This is a genomic window from Promicromonospora sp. NPDC090134 (genome assembly GCF_044746965.1).
Classification (GTDB): domain Bacteria; phylum Actinomycetota; class Actinomycetes; order Actinomycetales; family Cellulomonadaceae; genus Promicromonospora.
In genome coordinates this window covers 784,187-798,561 of sequence record NZ_JBIVCZ010000001.1, presented here as the reverse complement: position 1 = coordinate 798,561, position 14,375 = coordinate 784,187, and the positions used below count along the sequence as shown (strand labels likewise).

Annotated in this window: 14 protein-coding genes; 5 read left to right on the top strand and 9 right to left on the bottom strand. The window is 71.2% G+C overall.

Features of this window, described 5'->3' with window-relative positions:
- Positions 1-10 precede the first annotated feature (10 nt).
- From ACIPN7_RS03480 to ACIPN7_RS03470, 3 genes are read left to right on the top strand one after another with little or no spacing between them, the layout of a single operon-like run.
- Positions 11-157 carry a hypothetical protein gene (locus tag ACIPN7_RS03480; RefSeq protein ID WP_400538005.1) on the top strand — a complete coding sequence of 49 codons (147 nt, stop codon included), beginning with the start codon at positions 11-13 and terminating at the stop codon, positions 155-157.
- Complete coding sequence (locus ACIPN7_RS03475; protein ID WP_400538003.1) at positions 154-537, top strand: type II toxin-antitoxin system death-on-curing family toxin; 384 nt, start codon at positions 154-156, stop codon at positions 535-537. Before ACIPN7_RS03480 ends, ACIPN7_RS03475 begins: the two co-directional genes overlap by 4 nt.
- Positions 538-569: 32 nt before the next feature.
- A complete protein-coding gene (locus ACIPN7_RS03470; RefSeq protein WP_400538001.1) occupies positions 570-1,499 on the top strand; it encodes a GNAT family N-acetyltransferase in 930 nt (309 codons plus the stop codon).
- 18 nt (positions 1,500-1,517) lie between these two features.
- On the opposite strand, the gene ACIPN7_RS03465 is transcribed toward ACIPN7_RS03470, so the two are convergent.
- The 8 genes from ACIPN7_RS03465 to ACIPN7_RS03430 form a co-directional block, all read right to left on the bottom strand.
- Entirely contained in the window at positions 1,518-1,859 is a 342-nt protein-coding gene (locus ACIPN7_RS03465) for a YnfA family protein (protein ID WP_020015875.1), read from the bottom strand.
- A gap of 173 nt (positions 1,860-2,032) precedes the next feature.
- Positions 2,033-2,950, bottom strand: coding sequence for a hypothetical protein (locus ACIPN7_RS03460; protein ID WP_400537999.1), 918 nt, complete (start codon positions 2,948-2,950; stop codon positions 2,033-2,035).
- Between the two features lie 53 nt (positions 2,951-3,003).
- Positions 3,004-3,729: a DUF624 domain-containing protein gene (locus ACIPN7_RS03455; RefSeq protein WP_400537997.1), complete on the bottom strand. Its 726-nt coding sequence runs from the start codon at positions 3,727-3,729 to the stop codon at positions 3,004-3,006.
- Positions 3,726-5,783 carry a beta-galactosidase gene (locus ACIPN7_RS03450; protein ID WP_400537995.1) on the bottom strand — a complete coding sequence of 686 codons (2,058 nt, stop codon included), beginning with the start codon at positions 5,781-5,783 and terminating at the stop codon, positions 3,726-3,728. Before ACIPN7_RS03450 ends, ACIPN7_RS03455 begins: the two co-directional genes overlap by 4 nt.
- Positions 5,780-7,387, bottom strand: a complete 1,608-nt coding sequence (locus ACIPN7_RS03445; protein ID WP_400537993.1) for a xylan 1,4-beta-xylosidase — start codon at positions 7,385-7,387, stop codon at positions 5,780-5,782. Before ACIPN7_RS03445 ends, ACIPN7_RS03450 begins: the two co-directional genes overlap by 4 nt.
- A gap of 87 nt (positions 7,388-7,474) precedes the next feature.
- The gene (locus ACIPN7_RS03440) at positions 7,475-9,115 is read right to left on the bottom strand and encodes an extracellular solute-binding protein (RefSeq protein ID WP_400537991.1); all 1,641 of its coding nucleotides are present in this window, start codon (positions 9,113-9,115) and stop codon (positions 7,475-7,477) included.
- A gap of 66 nt (positions 9,116-9,181) precedes the next feature.
- Positions 9,182-10,132: a carbohydrate ABC transporter permease gene (locus tag ACIPN7_RS03435; protein ID WP_400537989.1), complete on the bottom strand. Its 951-nt coding sequence runs from the start codon at positions 10,130-10,132 to the stop codon at positions 9,182-9,184.
- A complete protein-coding gene (locus ACIPN7_RS03430; RefSeq protein WP_400537987.1) occupies positions 10,126-11,049 on the bottom strand; it encodes an ABC transporter permease in 924 nt (307 codons plus the stop codon). Before ACIPN7_RS03430 ends, ACIPN7_RS03435 begins: the two co-directional genes overlap by 7 nt.
- A 225-nt stretch (positions 11,050-11,274) precedes the next feature.
- On the opposite strand from ACIPN7_RS03430, the gene ACIPN7_RS03425 reads away from it, so the two are divergent.
- Both ACIPN7_RS03425 and ACIPN7_RS03420 read left to right on the top strand, forming a co-directional pair.
- On the top strand, positions 11,275-12,291 hold the full coding sequence (locus tag ACIPN7_RS03425; RefSeq protein WP_400537985.1) for a LacI family DNA-binding transcriptional regulator: 1,017 nt from the start codon (positions 11,275-11,277) through the stop codon (positions 12,289-12,291).
- Between the two features lie 13 nt (positions 12,292-12,304).
- Positions 12,305-13,264 carry an NAD(P)/FAD-dependent oxidoreductase gene (locus tag ACIPN7_RS03420; protein WP_400537984.1) on the top strand — a complete coding sequence of 320 codons (960 nt, stop codon included), beginning with the start codon at positions 12,305-12,307 and terminating at the stop codon, positions 13,262-13,264.
- A gap of 25 nt (positions 13,265-13,289) precedes the next feature.
- On the opposite strand, the gene ACIPN7_RS03415 is transcribed toward ACIPN7_RS03420, so the two are convergent.
- Positions 13,290-14,282 (bottom strand): NAD-dependent epimerase/dehydratase family protein, encoded by a 993-nt coding sequence (locus ACIPN7_RS03415; protein ID WP_400537982.1) that lies wholly within the window; start codon positions 14,280-14,282, stop codon positions 13,290-13,292.
- Positions 14,283-14,375 lie beyond the last annotated feature (93 nt).

Below are 14,375 nucleotides of genomic sequence, written 5' to 3'. Positions count from 1 at the left end.
GAAGGCCGCCATGACGAACCCGACGCCCCGCCCCGAGAACCAGCCGACCGAGGACGCCGCCGGCTCGCAGGACCGGCCCACCGAGGAGGACTGGCTGGCGGCGGCCGAGCACGTCGGCACCCGTGACCGGGAGCTCCTGAACCGGCTCGGCCAGTGACGCACCTCGTCCCGGCGCACGTCGCCCTGCAGATGTTCGACGTGGCCGAGCGGATCAAGCCGGTCGTCCGCGATCACGGCCTGCTGGAGTCGGCCCTGAGCCGGGCGAGCATGAGCTCGTACGGTCAGGAGCTCTACCCGGGCATCCACCTCAAGATGGCGGCCACGCTCGACTCGGTGAACCGCAACCACCCGCTCGTCGACGGCAACAAGCGGCTCGCCTGGATCGTCGTCGCGGCGACGTACCGGGTCAACGGCCACCCGGACCTGGCCCGCACGGTCGACGACCACGAGGCCCTCGTGATGAGGGTTGCCTCCGGCCACCCGGACCTGGACCTGGTCGCGGGCGAGCTGGCGTCGATGTTCGGCGCCCGCGGTTAGCATGCGCTGCTGACGAACACCGACGAAGGAACGTGACTGTGCTGACGATCCGGCCCGCTCGGCCCGACGAGTTCCCCGCGCTGACCACGTACGCGGACGACGACGCGCGCAACGGCGCGACCGCGGCCTACCTCGCGGGCCTGCTCGATAGCGGCTGCACCCGCGCGGACTGGTGCCTGGTCGCAGAGCGGGGCGGTGAGCTCGTCGGGAACGTCGTGCTCTGGACCATCCCGGGCCGCTCGGTGCCGATGGACGTCGTGCTCTTCGAGCCGGGCGACGACGAGACGGCCGCCGCCCTGCTGACGCACGCTGCCGAGCTGGCCCGCTCGCTCGGCGCGGAGACGCAGGGGCACGTCCTGGACGCGCCGAGCCAGGCCCCGCAGTTCCAGCACGACCCAGAGCGGCGGGTGCGGCTGCTCACCGCCCAGGGCTTCTCCCTCGACCGCGACGGGCACCGGTTCATCCGGTCGGACGGCGACCCGCTGCCCGCCCAGGACGACCGGCTGCGCTGGCGGTCGCTCGCGGAGCTGGGCGAGGAGCCGTTCGTCGACCTGCTCGCCGACACCTTCACGGACACGAAGGACTCGATCTTCCTCGCCGAGGTCGCCGAGCACGGCGTGCGGGGCGCCGCCGAGCGCAACCTCGCCGAGATGCGCGAGCTGGACCACGAACCGGGCTGGTTCGAGATCGGCTACGACGAGCAGGACCGGCCGGTCGCGGTCAGCCTGCCCGCCCGGACCGCGAGCTCCGCCGTGATCGGCCTGATCGCCGTCGCACCGGCCGGACGCGGTCACGGCTACGCCACCGCCGCCGTCGCACGCGGGACGCATGTCCTGGTCACAGCGGGCGCGACGGAGGTCCGTGGCGACTGCGACGGCGGCAACGTCGCCATGTTCAGGGCGTTCCAGCGTGCCGGCTACCGCAGCTTCGCCAACCGCAGGATGTTCAGCCGCCCGCTGTAGCGCCTCGCGAGCGGACGCCTAGCCAGCGTCCGGGCGCGGGGCGTACATGATCACCGCTACCCCGACCAGGCAGATCAGCGCGCCGGTCACGTCCCAGCGGTCGGGGCGGAAGCCGTCCACGGCCATGCCCCAGACCAGGGAGCCGGCCACGAAGATGCCCCCGTAGGCGGCCAGGATGCGGCCGAAGTTGGCGTCCGGCTGCAGCGTCGCGAAGAACCCGTACAGGCCCAGGGCGATCACGCCGGCGCCGATCCAGAGCCAGCCCTTGTGCTCGCGGATGCCCTGCCACACGAGCCAGGCGCCGCCGATCTCGAAGAGGGCGGCTGCCACAAACAGGACGATCGATCGGGTCACGTTCATCGGGCGGCACTCTCCGGGTTCGGCAGCAGGTCCACGCGATCCCGGCGGGGCCGCGCGTCGGGGAAGACGTTACGTCTCCGGGGTGTGTTGCTGTGAGTAGACACTGTCCACTCACAGCAACACACCTGGCGCAGTGACGTTCCCCCCCTGGCGACACGCCCGGCGGCCGACCGCTACGGCGTGTCGCCCGGTACCTTGCTGCTCTCGACGCGGGCGCGGGCGGGCAGGCCGATGTCCCAGAACTGGATGGTCTGCAGCGCCCAGAAGAGCGCGAAGACCAGCATCAGCACGGTCTCGACCACGAACAGCGTCTGCGGGAACAGGTCGGGGAGGAACCGGTCGAGCACGACCATGGTCGCCAGGCCCACCACGAGCACCACGGCCATCACCACCGCGATCCAGCGGTACCAGATCCGGTAGGCCGCGGGCGACAGGCCGCGCAGCCGTTCGAGCGCCTGGGCAGTCACGGCCTGGTCCGAGCCGTTGATCCAGGCGACGGCCACCAGGCAGCCGAACAGCAGCACGGCCGCGGCGTAGTGCGCCGTCGTGAGGAAGCTGCCGGGCCACACCAGCAGCCAGACGCCGGTCGCGGCCCACGTCAGCCAGGTGAGCCACAGGTCCCAGCCGTGGAAGCCGCCCAGGTCGCGACGTCGCGGCCAGGTGGCGAGCACCAGCACCAGGCCGCCGACCAGCAGCAGCGTGCCGATGTTGTTGCCGACCCGCTCGGGCACGTCCACGCAGTACGGCTCGCCGGTGCACATCGCGGCGTCGAGCGGCGTGGGCACGAGCGCGACGACGACGGCGAACATGCCCGCGAAGTTGAGCAGCACCTCCTCGGCGCCGTGCCGGCCCTTGATCGCGATGAGGCAGGTGCCGATGGCCACGAGCGTGCCCACGAAGACGCTCTGCACCGGCGAGTAGAAGTACGCGCTGATCGACGCGTGCCACCACTCCTCGCCGGAGTCCAGCCGCCCGTGGTCGGCGACGATCTGCATGGTCAGCGACACGAACAGCACCAGCACCACGGCCACGATCGCCACGCGTAGATAGCGGTACGTCAGCCGTCCCGGGTCCCCCTGCTTGATAGCCATGCGCTCACCTTGGCGCAAGGCCGCAGATCGGACAATGCTCTCCTGACCACTACTCAGCCCGCAGGCGTGAACCGCTGCTCGACGTCGGCCAGAAGGGGCGCCGCGTTGCGCAGCACGAGGGCGAGCCAGACCACCGCGAGCAGGCCGAACACGGCCTCCGTGGTCAGCACCACGATCCCGGCGGCCAGCACCAGCAGCGAGAGCGTGCCCAGCGTCACGAGCGGCCGGGCGCCCAGGTAGTGCGCCGCGAGCCGCACCGAGTCCCGGGTGCGGAAGCCGAAGAACGACACGATCACCAGCGCGTTCACGGCCCACAGGGCCAGGCCCGCGCCCACCACGACGAGCACCCCCGCGTACCAGCCGGGCACGCCGCCCGCGCCCACGTTCGCCAGTCCCAGCACGACCACCACACCCACGACGAGCGCGGGCACCCACACCCGCAGGGCGTCCTTCCAGTTCAGGCGGTACCCGCGCCAGAACGACGCCGCCGGGGTGAGCCCCTCGGCCCGCGTGCGGTCCCGGAGGGCGAACAGCCCCGCCGCCACCGCCGGGCCCACCGGCAGCAGGCACAGCGCGAACAGGAGCGCATAGCCCGGCGTCCGCTCCAGGAGGAGCGACGCCAGCGCGCCCGGGAGGACGGCGACGACGAGCAGCAGCTCGACGATCAGGTGCCAGTACACGACCGCGGTGGCGCGGCCGAGCACGCCCTCGCCGAACTCGCGCCGCTCGCCGTCCCCCCGGCGCCCGGCGCCCGGGCCGCCCGCGCCGCCGTAGCTCACGCCGGCTCCCCGGGCGGGTCCTCGCGCAGCAGCACGACGTCGGTCGGGTCGAGCCGGAGCGTCTCCCCCTGCCGCACGGTCCGGCCGGTCAGCAGGTCGACGCCGGACGCGTGCGCCGTGACCTCGACGGGCCCGGTCGCGTGCGACAGCACGAAGGCGAACCGCACGCCGTCCTTGGCCCGCACGGCGAGCTCGACGTCGGGCACGTCGGCGTACGGGCCCACGAGACCGTGCCGGTCGAGCACCCGGCGCACGACCCACTCCACGCCGGCGTCGTCCAGGCCGGTCGCGACGTACCAGGCCTCGCCGCCGTCGTCGGCCCCGCCGGGCCGGTGCCGTGTCACCGCGGGCGTGCCCGCGTAGAACTCGGTGCCGTAGGTGCCGACCACGTCGGCGCCCTCCGGCACGAGCACCTCGAACACGAGCTGCGCCGCGGACACCACCTCGTCGGCCCCGTCGGTCAGCGTCACGGGGTTGGCGACGCCCGGCTCGGCCGAGTCGGTCTCCTCGACCCGGATGCCGAACAGCGGGGCCAGCGGCCCGGGCGCGTCCATGAGGTAGGCGTTGGCGTCCTCGTCCGCGCGTCCCGACCAGAACGACGCGAGCACCGAGCCCCCGCGTTCCGTGACGGCCGCCAGCCGCGCGGCGACGTCACCCTTCAGCACGTGCAGCATGGGGGCGAGCACCACGTCGTACCGCGTCAGGTCCGCCGTGGTGGGCACGACGTCGACCTGGGCGCCCGCCTGCCACAGCGCGCGGTAGTACGCCAGCACCGTGTCCACGTAGCGTGCGTGCCGGTTGAAGCCGTCCGTCATCTCGGCGACCCACCAGGAGTCCCAGTCGAAGAGCAGCGCGACGCGGGCGGGCGTCCGGGCGCCGACCACGGCGTCCCCCAGCCCGGCCAGCTCGCCGCCCAGGGCCGCGACCTCGCGGAACGACCGCGTGTCCGTGCGCCCGGCGTGGTCCAGGACGGCGCCGTGGTACTTCTCGCTCGCCCCCTTCGACTGCCGCATCTGGAAGTAGAGGACGGCGTCGGCGCCGTGCGCCACGGCCTGCCACGACCACAGCCGCAGCACCCCCGGCCGCTTCACCGGGTTCACGTCGCGCGAGGCGGTGATGGTCGGCGTCTGCTCCATGACCCAGAAGGGCGCGCCGTCCTTGATCCCGCGCATGACGTCGTGGGCCAGGGCCATGCGCGCGTGCTCGCGCGGCCCCGGCGGGTAGTTGTCCCAGGAGGCGAAGTCGAGGTCGTCGGCCCACCGGTGGTAGTCGATCGGCCGGAACATGCCCATGAAGTTGGTCGTCACAGGCGTGGTCGCGTCGTGCTCGCGGATGCGCGCCTTCTCGTCGCGGTAGTTGGCGAGCATCGCGTCCGACATGAACCGCCGGTAGTCCAGCGTGATGCCCTGGAACGCCGTGTGGTCCGGTCCGCGCCAGTGCTCGCTGAGCATGTTCGGCGGCACGATCTGCGCCCAGTCGGAGAACGTGTGCGACCAGAACGTCGCGTTCCACGCCTCGTTCAGGCGCTCCACCGTGCCGTACCGCGCGCGCAGCCAGTCCCGGAACCCGGCGGCGCACAGGTCGCACCAGCAGCCGCCGTCGAACCCGCCGTACTCGTTGCCGACGTGCCACGCGATCAGGCCGGGCGTGCCGGCGTACCGCTCGGCGATCCGGCCGGCCAGCTCCGCCGACAGCCGCCGGTAGACCGGCGAGCTGGGGCACGCGTTGTGGCGCTGCCCGAACACGTGGCGCCGGCCCTGGAAGTCGGTGCGCTCCACCCCGGGGTGCCGGTGCGCCAGCCACGGCGGCAGCGCGCCGGTGGACGTCGCCAGCACGATGCCGCGCCCGCCCTCCACCGCGCGGGCCACGATCTCGTCGAGCCGTGCGAAGTCGTAGGTGTCCTCGTCCGGCTGGAGCGTGGCCCAGGCGAACACGTTGAGCGTGACCGTGTCGATCGACGCCTTGTCGAACGCGGCGTAGTCGTCCTCCCAGACGGCCCGCGGCCACTGCTCCGGGTTGTAGTCGCCGCCGTACAGGATCTTCGAGTCGGTCACGCGTCGTCCTTGTCGTTCGAGGTCCGGCTGTCGTTCGAGTTCAGGGTCCGGCCCAGGATCCGCGCGTCGTCCAGCCAGGACGGGGTCTCGTCGCGGACCGGGTCCAGGGTCACCAGGGTGATGCCGTGCCGGCCGAGCGTCAGGTCGAGCTCGACCCGGCCGCCGTCCGCCGCCGGGACGACGGGGAGGGAGAAGGCGCGCCGGGCGGGCTCGCTCGCCTCGTGCAGCGCGTCGAGCTGCCTGCCCGACGGCGACGCGGGCCGGCCCATCTCGCGCCACGCCGCCCACGCGTTGCCGGCGGTCTCGTCCACGTCGTACCGCATCACGAACACCCGCGACGTGTCAGACCCGTGGGTCCCTCCGGTGACCTGTGCGGCTGACCCGACGGGGAGGCTCAGGCGGATCTCGTGGCGGTCCGGCTCGGCCGGGTCGTCGGTGCCGCCCACGGGCTGCCAGGCGAGTACCGTCACCCGGCCCGTGGCGGCATGACGCGTGACCAGGTGGTCGGCGCCGCGCGCCAGCACCTCCTGACCCATCCGCGCCATGAACGCGTACAGGTGGTAGGTCGGCTTGCGCACCTGGCGATGGCCCAGCATGCCGAACCCGCCGTGGAAGAACGACGCCGGCACGCCCTCCTCCTCGAAGACGTCGCAGAACGTCCAGTAGGAGAAGGAGTCGGCGTGCTCGCCGCCGCCCGCGAGCACGGGTGCGAGGTAGGCCGCGTTCCAGGCCGTGTCGTGCACGGGGTTGTCGGGCCGGTAGCTCGTGTTGAACTCCGTGACGTGCAGCGGCCGGCCCGCGAGCGCCGTCCCGGCGAGGATCTTGCCGGGCCGGGCGAACTGGTCGAGCAGGTGCTGCGGCCCTCGGAACGTCTGGTAGACGCCGAACGGCACGTGCTGCGCCGGGCCGGAGCTGTAGGCGTGCACGGAGAGGAAGTCGGCGGGCAGGTCCCGCCGGGTGACGAACTCGGCGAACGGCTCCCACCAGTCGTCCGCCCCGGGAGAGATGGCGGGGCCGCCCACCTGGAGCGACGCGTCGACGTCCTGCACCGCGTGCACGGAGGTCTCGTAGAGGCGGAAGTACGCCTCCTGGTCGGCGCCGGCCCAGAAGTGCGTCAGGTTGGGCTCGTTCCACACCTCGACGGGCCAGGTCCGCACCTCGTCGAGGCCGTACCGGTCCACGAGGTGCCGCAGCAGGGCGCGCACGAGGCTCGCCCACTCGGCGTGGTCGCGGGGCGGGGTCACGTTGCCCAGCCACCAGAACACCGTCTGGTCGCCGGAGGCGAGGGCCTTGGGCATGAACCCGAGCTCCAGGAACGGCTTGATCCCGAGCCTGAGGTAGGCGTCGACCACCTGGTCCACGTAGGTGAACACGTAGGCGGTACCCCGGTGGCCGGCGGCGTCGTACGTGCGGTGCACCGCGACGTCGTCGTGCAGGATGCCGTGGCCCCGGATGTACCGGAAGCCGATCTCCCGCTGCACCAGGGCCAGCGACTCCTGGTAGTCATGGCGCAGCGCCAGGTTGAACCGCCCCGTGCCCACACAGGTACGCCAGGCGTCCCCGAGCACCCCGCCCCCGGAACCCGATACGAGAACCCGCTCCACAACTCTCCTCTCCAGCCTCGTCGAGTGCTGGGTAGGTGTTGGCTCGGACAGCCGAGACCAGCACCTACCCAGCACTCGACGGAGGGGTTACTCGGTGACGCCTGCCGCCTGGTTGACCGTGTCGACGTACGTCGGCATGCCTGCGGCCTCCAGCTCAGCGACGTACGCGTCCCACTCGTCGAGCGAGCGGTCGCCCAGGATGAACTGGGACGTCGCCGTCATGACCAGGTCCTGCAGGTTGGTCTGCAGCAGGGAGGACTCCTCGCGCTGCATCTCGTCCATCGCGATGGCGGGGCCGTTCTCCGCGACGTCCTTCTGGTTCATCTGGTCGAGGAAGTCCTGCACCTCGGGCGTGAGCGTCGACCTGACCAGGTCCGAGGTGGAGCCGTGGGCCAGCGACCAGACGCCGTTGTAGTAGCCGAAGTCGGTGTTCAGCAGCTTCGGGGCGCCCGGGTTGAGGCCGCTCCAGTCGACGTCGTCGGCCAGGGTGCGGGTGCCGTCGGCGTCCTTGGTGTAGGTCTCGCCCTCGATGCCCCACTTGGCGAACTCGAGGCCCTCGTCGGAGTAGTACAGCCAGTCGACGAACTGCAGCATGGCCACGAAGTCGTCGCGCTCGGCGGCGCTGGAGGACAGCGCGATGCCGGACTCGAACTGGCCGCCGGTCGTGGCGTCCATGATGTTGCCGGCCGGCCCGGCCGGGACCACGATCTCCTTGAGCTTCGCGTCCTTGTCGCCGGCCTCCTCGAAGCCGGTGCGGTACCGCGTCATCTCCTGGTCGTTGACGCCGAGGGCGGCGACCTTGCCGGTGGTCAGCTTGGCGATGGCCGGGTCGTCCTCCTGCGTGAGCCCCTCGGGGTCGAGCAGGCCGCGGTCCACCAGGTCGGCGAAGTAGGAGACGAGCTCCTTGTAGCCCTCGGACGCGCCCGTGTACTCGTACTCGGAGCCGGTCCAGGTCACGCCGTCGCCGTAGCCCCAGCCCGCCTCGGTGCCGAAGTTGCCGGCCGCGGCCTGCATGGTGGCCTCCATCGGGCCGTTGATGGACCAGCGCTCGGTGTACGGGTAGTCGAGCTCGGGGTGCTCCTCCTTGATGACCTCGAGCTGGTCGGCGAACTCGTCCCAGGTCTTCGGGTCCTCCAGGCCGGCGTCCTCCCACCAGTCCTCGCGGATCGCGATCGAGTAGGACGGCTTGGGGTTCTCGTGCAGGCCGGGCAGCACGTAGAACTTGCCGTCGGCCTGCCGCAGCCGGTCCAGCTCGTCCTGCAGGCCCCACTTCTCGACCTTGTCCTGGAAGTTCGGCAGGTAGTCGAGGTAGTCCGAGATCGGCAGGACGGCGCCGCCCGAGGTGAGCGTCTCGACGTCGGCCGCGTAGGTGGACGGGATCAGGTCGGCGGCGTCGCCGGAGCTGATCAGGAGCGCCCGCTTCTGCTGCCAGTCGGCCAGGGGCACCGACTGGATGTCGAAGGTGACGTTGTGCTCCTCCTCGAACGCCTTGAGGATCGACCAGTCCTTCTGGAGCGGGTAGTTCGGGTGGTCGCGGTACATGAGCCCGAACTCCAGCGGCTCGGTCGCCTTGAAGGTGGTGCCGACGCCGTAGTCCTCCATGGCGCCGACCATCTTGTCGGCCATGTCGACGGCGGCGCCGTCGTCGTCGCCGGACGAGCACGCCGTGAGCGTGAGTCCGAGGGCGACCGCGGCGGTCGCCGCGGCAGCCTTTCTAGGGGTGATCATCATTGACTTCCTCCGGGGTGTGAACGTCGTCGTCCGACGGCGGATCGGTGCGGTGGTCCGGCGTGCTCAGCCCTTGACGGAGCCGAGCATCACGCCGGACACGAAGTACTTCTGGACGAACGGGTAGAGGCAGACGATGGGCAGCGCCGTGAGCAGCATCGTCACTGCCTTGACGTTGGCCCCGATCTGGACGGCGACGTCGCTCAGCCCCTCGCCGGTGCCGGTGGCGCCGGCGATGATGTTCCGCAGGAACACCGTGACCGGGTACATCTCCGGGTCGTCCATGTAGAGGAACGCGGGGAACCAGGAGTTCCAGAACCAGACCGCGTAGAAGAGGACCATCGTCGCGAGCACCGCCTTGCTGAGCGGCAGCACCACGCGGAAGAAGATCCCGTAGGTGGTCAGCCCGTCGATCGCGGCCGCCTCCTCGAGCTCCACGGGGAAGTTCTCGAAGAACGACTTCATGACGAGCAGGTTGAAGACGTTGATGGCCTGCGGTACGACGACGGCCCAGATCGTGTTCTTGAAGCCGAGCTCGCTGACCAGGATGTAGTTCGGGATGAGGCCGCCGGTGAAGAACATCGTGAAGACCGCGAAGCCGACCAGGATCATGCGGCCCTTGAGGTACTTCTTCGACAGCACGTAGGCGAACGTCGTGGTCAGCGCCATGGCGATCGCGGTGCCCACCACCGTGTAGACCACGGTGTTGAGGTAGTTGCGCCAGAACAGGTCCTGCTCCAGCACGGACATGAGGGTGGTCGTGTTGAACCCGATGGGCCACACGGTCACGTCGCCGCTGCGGATCGCGGCCTCGGAGCTGAACGCCCGCGCCGCCAGGTTGAGGAACGGGTAGAGCGTGACGGCGGCGACCAGCACCAGGACGGTCGTGTTGACCCAGCGGAACACCGTGTAGCCGGGCGTGTCCTTGACCGTGGTCGTCTCCGGCCGGGGCCGGGCCAGGTCGGGGACGCCGGTGCTCACCGGGTCGGTGGTCGGGGCGGGGGCGGTGTTCACCACAGGGAGCTCCCGGTGACTCGGCGCGAGATGGCGTTGGCGGAGAAGACGAGGACCAGGCCGATCACGGCCTCGAACAGGCCGATCGCCGTGGCGTAGCTCAGCTGCCCCGAGGTGAGGCCGACGCGGTAGATGTACGTGGAGATCACGTCCGCCGTCGGCTGGGTCAGCGTGTTATAGAGCAGGAAGATCTTCTCGAAGCCCACCTGCATGAACTGGCCGATGTTCAGGATGAGCAGCACCATCATCGTGGGCCGGATGCCGGGCAGCGTGACGTGCCACGTCTGCTGCCAGCGGTTGGCGCCGTCGATGCGGGCCGCCTCGTAGAGCTGCGCGTCGATGGTGGTCAGCGTGGCCAGGTAGAGGATCGTGCCCCAGCCCACCGTCTGCCAGACCTCGGACGACACGTAGATGGTGCGGAACCAGTCGGCCTGCTGCATGAACGAGACCGGGTCGCCGCCGAACAGCTTGACCAGGCGGTTGACCGTGCCGTCCAGCGACGTCAGCTCGAACACGAAGCCCGCGACGATCACGACGGACATGAAGTGCGGCAGGTAGCTGACCGTCTGCACGAACCGCTTGAACACCCGCGAGCGGAGCTCGTTGAGCAGGAGCGCCAGGATGATCGGCAGCGGGAACACGATCACGAGCGTCAGCGCGCCGATGATCACCGTGTTCTGGAACGCCTGCCAGAACGCCTGGTCCTGGATGAACCGCTCGATGTAGTAGAAGCCGACCCATTCCTCGCCGAAGATCGACCCGCCCGGCCGGAACCGGCGGAAGGCGATGACGTTGCCGGCCATGGGCAGGTAGCGGAAGACCAGGAACCAGATGATCGGCAGGAGCGCGAGGCTGTAGAGGCGCCAGTGCTTGCGCAGAGCCAGGCCCCACGTTTCCTTGCCGCGTAGCTCTGTAGCCATCCCCACCTCTTTGTGGAACGTTTTCGAAACTATCGACGTCGATGCCGATAGTGCTTGTCGTGAGGGACAGTAGGGTGAGATCCGGCGACACGTCAAGACATGCCCAGAACGTGGTGATTACGATCCAGACACGGCATTCCATGCCGCGAGTGAGACCCGATGCTGGCGTGAGACGGTGTACCTTCGGGTCGAAAGTTCCGCAGACATGACCGAAAGGTGGGTGCGATGACCGGCGTGAGCCCCGGGCCGACCATCGCGTCGATCGCGCGCGAGCTCGGTCTCTCGGTGCCCACCGTGTCCAAGGTGCTCAACGGCCGGGCCGACGTCGCCCCCGCGACGCGTGACCGCGTCGAGGCCGCGCTGGAGAAGCACCAGTACCGGCGGCGGCGTCCGGCCACGGCGCCCGCGGGCAGCGGGCTGATCGACCTGGTCTTCCACCGCCTGGGCTCGGCCTGGTCCATGGAGATCATCCGGGGCGTGGAGGACGCCGCCGCCGAGCTGCGGACCAGCGTGATCCTGTCCGAGCTGGGCGGCGAGCACCGGCCGCCCGCCCGGTGGCTCGACACCACCATCGCGCGGCCGCCGCTGGGCGTGCTGCTCGTCGCCGCGAACCTCTCGGAGGCGCAGCACCAGCAGCTCGACCGGCGCGGCATCCCGTACGTGGTGATCGACACCGACGGCGAGCCGCCGGCCGACGTCGCCTCCGTGGGCTCCGACAACTGGAACGGCGGGCTGCAGGCCACGCGGCACCTGCTCGCGCTGGGCCACCGCCGGATCGGGATGATCACCGGGCCGTGGAACATGCTGTGCAGCCGCGCCCGCGTCGACGGGTTCCGGTCGGCGCACGAGGAGGCGGGCGCGGCCGTGGACCCCGCGCTCGTGCGCGAGGGGAACTTCTACGTCGAGGCGGGCTTCGAGCTGGGGCTGGACCTGCTGTCCCGGCCGGACCGGCCCACGGCGGTGTTCGCTGGGTCCGACATGCAGGCCCTCGGCGTGCTCCGGGCCGCGCACCAGCTCGGCCTGCGGGTCCCGGAGGACCTGTCGGTGGTCGGCTACGACGACCTGCCGCTGGCGTCCTGGGTGGGCCCGCCGCTCACCACGGTGCGGCAGCCGCTCCGCGAGATGGGTGCGGCCGCCACCGAGATCCTGCTCGACATCGCCCGGGGCAGGTCACCCAAGGTCCGCCGGCTCAACCTCTCGACGGAGCTGGTGGTCCGGGAGTCGACGGCGCCCCTGGCCTGAGAGGGTGGGGTTCATGTCGAACCGAGTCATCGTGGTGGGCGCCGGCATCGTCGGTGCCTCCGTCACCTACCACCTCGCCGCGCTCGGGCAGGCGGTGACCCTGCTGGACGCGGGCCTGCCCGCCTCCGGCGCCACCGGCTCCTCGTTCGCGTGGATCGGACGGCCGGAGACCTGCGACCTTCCGTCGGCACCGCTACGGTTTCTCGCCCTGGACGAGTACCGGCGGCTGCAGCGCGAGCTGCCCGACCTCCAGGTCTCGTGGACCGGGTCCCTCACCTGGGACGACGACTCCGGCGCCCCGCACCACGCCCCGGACGACGGCGCCCTCGACCCCGTCGAGGTCACGGAGCTGCTCGTCGCGGCGGCCGTCGAGCGTGGCGCCGAGCTCCGGGTCGGCACCCCGGCGACCGGGCTCGTGCGGGACGGCTCGGCCGTGACGGGCGTCCGGACGGGCGCCGAGGTGCTCCCGGCATCGACCGTGGTCCTGGCCGCCGGGACCGGGACCACAGCCCTGGCCGCCGGCATCGGTGTCGAGGTGCCGGTGGAGTCGTCGCCCGCCGTCCTGGTGCGCCTGCGCGCCGCACCGGGCCTGGTGCGGACGATCGTCGCCCGCCCGGAGCTGGAGGTACGGCAGTGTCCGGACGGGACCCTGCTGCTTCCGCTGGCCTACGAGGGGCAGACGAACCGGGCGGCCCTCCAGGACACCGCCGAGGCCGCCCGGCGATCCCTGCTCCGGTTCTTTCCCGGGGCGTCGGACGTCGAGATCGTCTCCGCGGAGGTCGGCTGGCGGCCGATGCCGGCGGACGGCGAACCGATCGTCGGAGCCGCACCGGGCACGGCCGGCCTGTACCTTGCCGCGATGCACTCGGGCATCACGCTGGCCGCCGCGGCCGGCCGTCTCGCCGCCGAGGAGATCACGACGGGGGCCGCGGCGCCCGAGCTCGCGGGCTGCCGCCCCGACCGGTTCGTCTGAGACGCCGTCGCCGCGGCGCGCGCCCTCAGACCGACCGGGCGTGCGCCGCGAGCCGGTCGAAGGCCGCGTCCAGCCCGGCGTCGACCACCTGCGCCTCGGGGTGGTCGTCGAACCAGGAGATCTGCTCCTCGGCGCCGATGTCGTAGGTGATGGTGGTGCCGAACTCGGGGACGAGCGTGCGCACCTTCGAGTTGTCGAAGACCATCGAGTGCGCCTTGTCGCCCACCAGGCCGGGGCCCAGGTCGGGCAGCGCCCGGGCGATCGTCTCGGACGCGACGTGCACCAGGTCGGGGCCGGGCACGCCCGCGGCCTCGGCCAGCCACGTGTAGATCTGGTCCCAGGTCGGCGCGTGCGTGCCGGTGATGTGGAAGGTGTCACCCACGGCGAGCGGGTGCCCGAGCAGGCCCACGAACCCGACCGCGAAGTCCTCGGTGTGCGTGATGGTCCACAGCGAGGTGCCGTCGCCGTGCACGATCACCGGCTTGCCCGCGCGCATGCGGGCGACGTCCGTCCAGCCGCCCGACGTCGGCAGCACGGTGCGGTCGTAGGTGTGCGACGGCCGCACGATCGTGGCGGGGAACCCGTTCTCCCGGTACTCGTGCACCAGAAGGTCCTCGCACGCGATCTTGTCGCGGGAGTACTGCCAGAACGGGTTGCGCAGCGGCGTCGACTCCCGCACGGGCAGCCGCGACGGCGGCGTCTGGTACGCGGACGCCGACGAGATGAACACGTACTGGCCGGTGCGGCCCGCGAACTGCGCGACGTCGCGCGCCACGTGCTCCGGCCCGAACGTCCGGAACTGGGCGACGACGTCGAACTCCCGGCCCCGCAGGGCGGCCGCCACCGCCTCGGCGTCGTTCGCGTCCGCGACGAGCGTCTCCACCTCGGACGGCACCGTCCGGGTCGAGGACCTACCCCGGTTGAGCACCGTCACCCGGTGCCCGAGCCGAGCGGCTCTGGCCACCGAGGCATGACTGATGATTCCGCTTCCACCGATGAACAGGATGCTCTTGGACATGGCACCAATCCTTGCACCGTGCACCCTGTCTGCGCTGGTCGGAGGCGAGATCGGTCCGGTCCGCGGACACCCGCCGACCGCTCCCCGACCTCG

What these genes read in the sequence shown, in the direction of transcription:
- ACIPN7_RS03480 (WP_400538005.1), top strand. Translation starts at nt 11, where the DNA reads ATGACGAACCCGACGCCCCGCCCCGAGAACCAGCCGACCGAGGACGCC.
- ACIPN7_RS03465 (WP_020015875.1), bottom strand. Translation starts at nt 1,859, where the DNA reads ATGAACGTGACCCGATCGATCGTCCTGTTTGTGGCAGCCGCCCTCTTC.
- ACIPN7_RS03460 (WP_400537999.1), bottom strand. Translation starts at nt 2,950, where the DNA reads ATGGCTATCAAGCAGGGGGACCCGGGACGGCTGACGTACCGCTATCTA.
- ACIPN7_RS03440 (WP_400537991.1), bottom strand. Translation starts at nt 9,115, where the DNA reads ATGATCACCCCTAGAAAGGCTGCCGCGGCGACCGCCGCGGTCGCCCTC.
- ACIPN7_RS03430 (WP_400537987.1), bottom strand. Translation starts at nt 11,049, where the DNA reads ATGGCTACAGAGCTACGCGGCAAGGAAACGTGGGGCCTGGCTCTGCGC.
- ACIPN7_RS03425 (WP_400537985.1), top strand. Translation starts at nt 11,275, where the DNA reads ATGACCGGCGTGAGCCCCGGGCCGACCATCGCGTCGATCGCGCGCGAG.
- ACIPN7_RS03420 (WP_400537984.1), top strand. Translation starts at nt 12,305, where the DNA reads ATGTCGAACCGAGTCATCGTGGTGGGCGCCGGCATCGTCGGTGCCTCC.
- ACIPN7_RS03415 (WP_400537982.1), bottom strand. Translation starts at nt 14,282, where the DNA reads ATGTCCAAGAGCATCCTGTTCATCGGTGGAAGCGGAATCATCAGTCAT.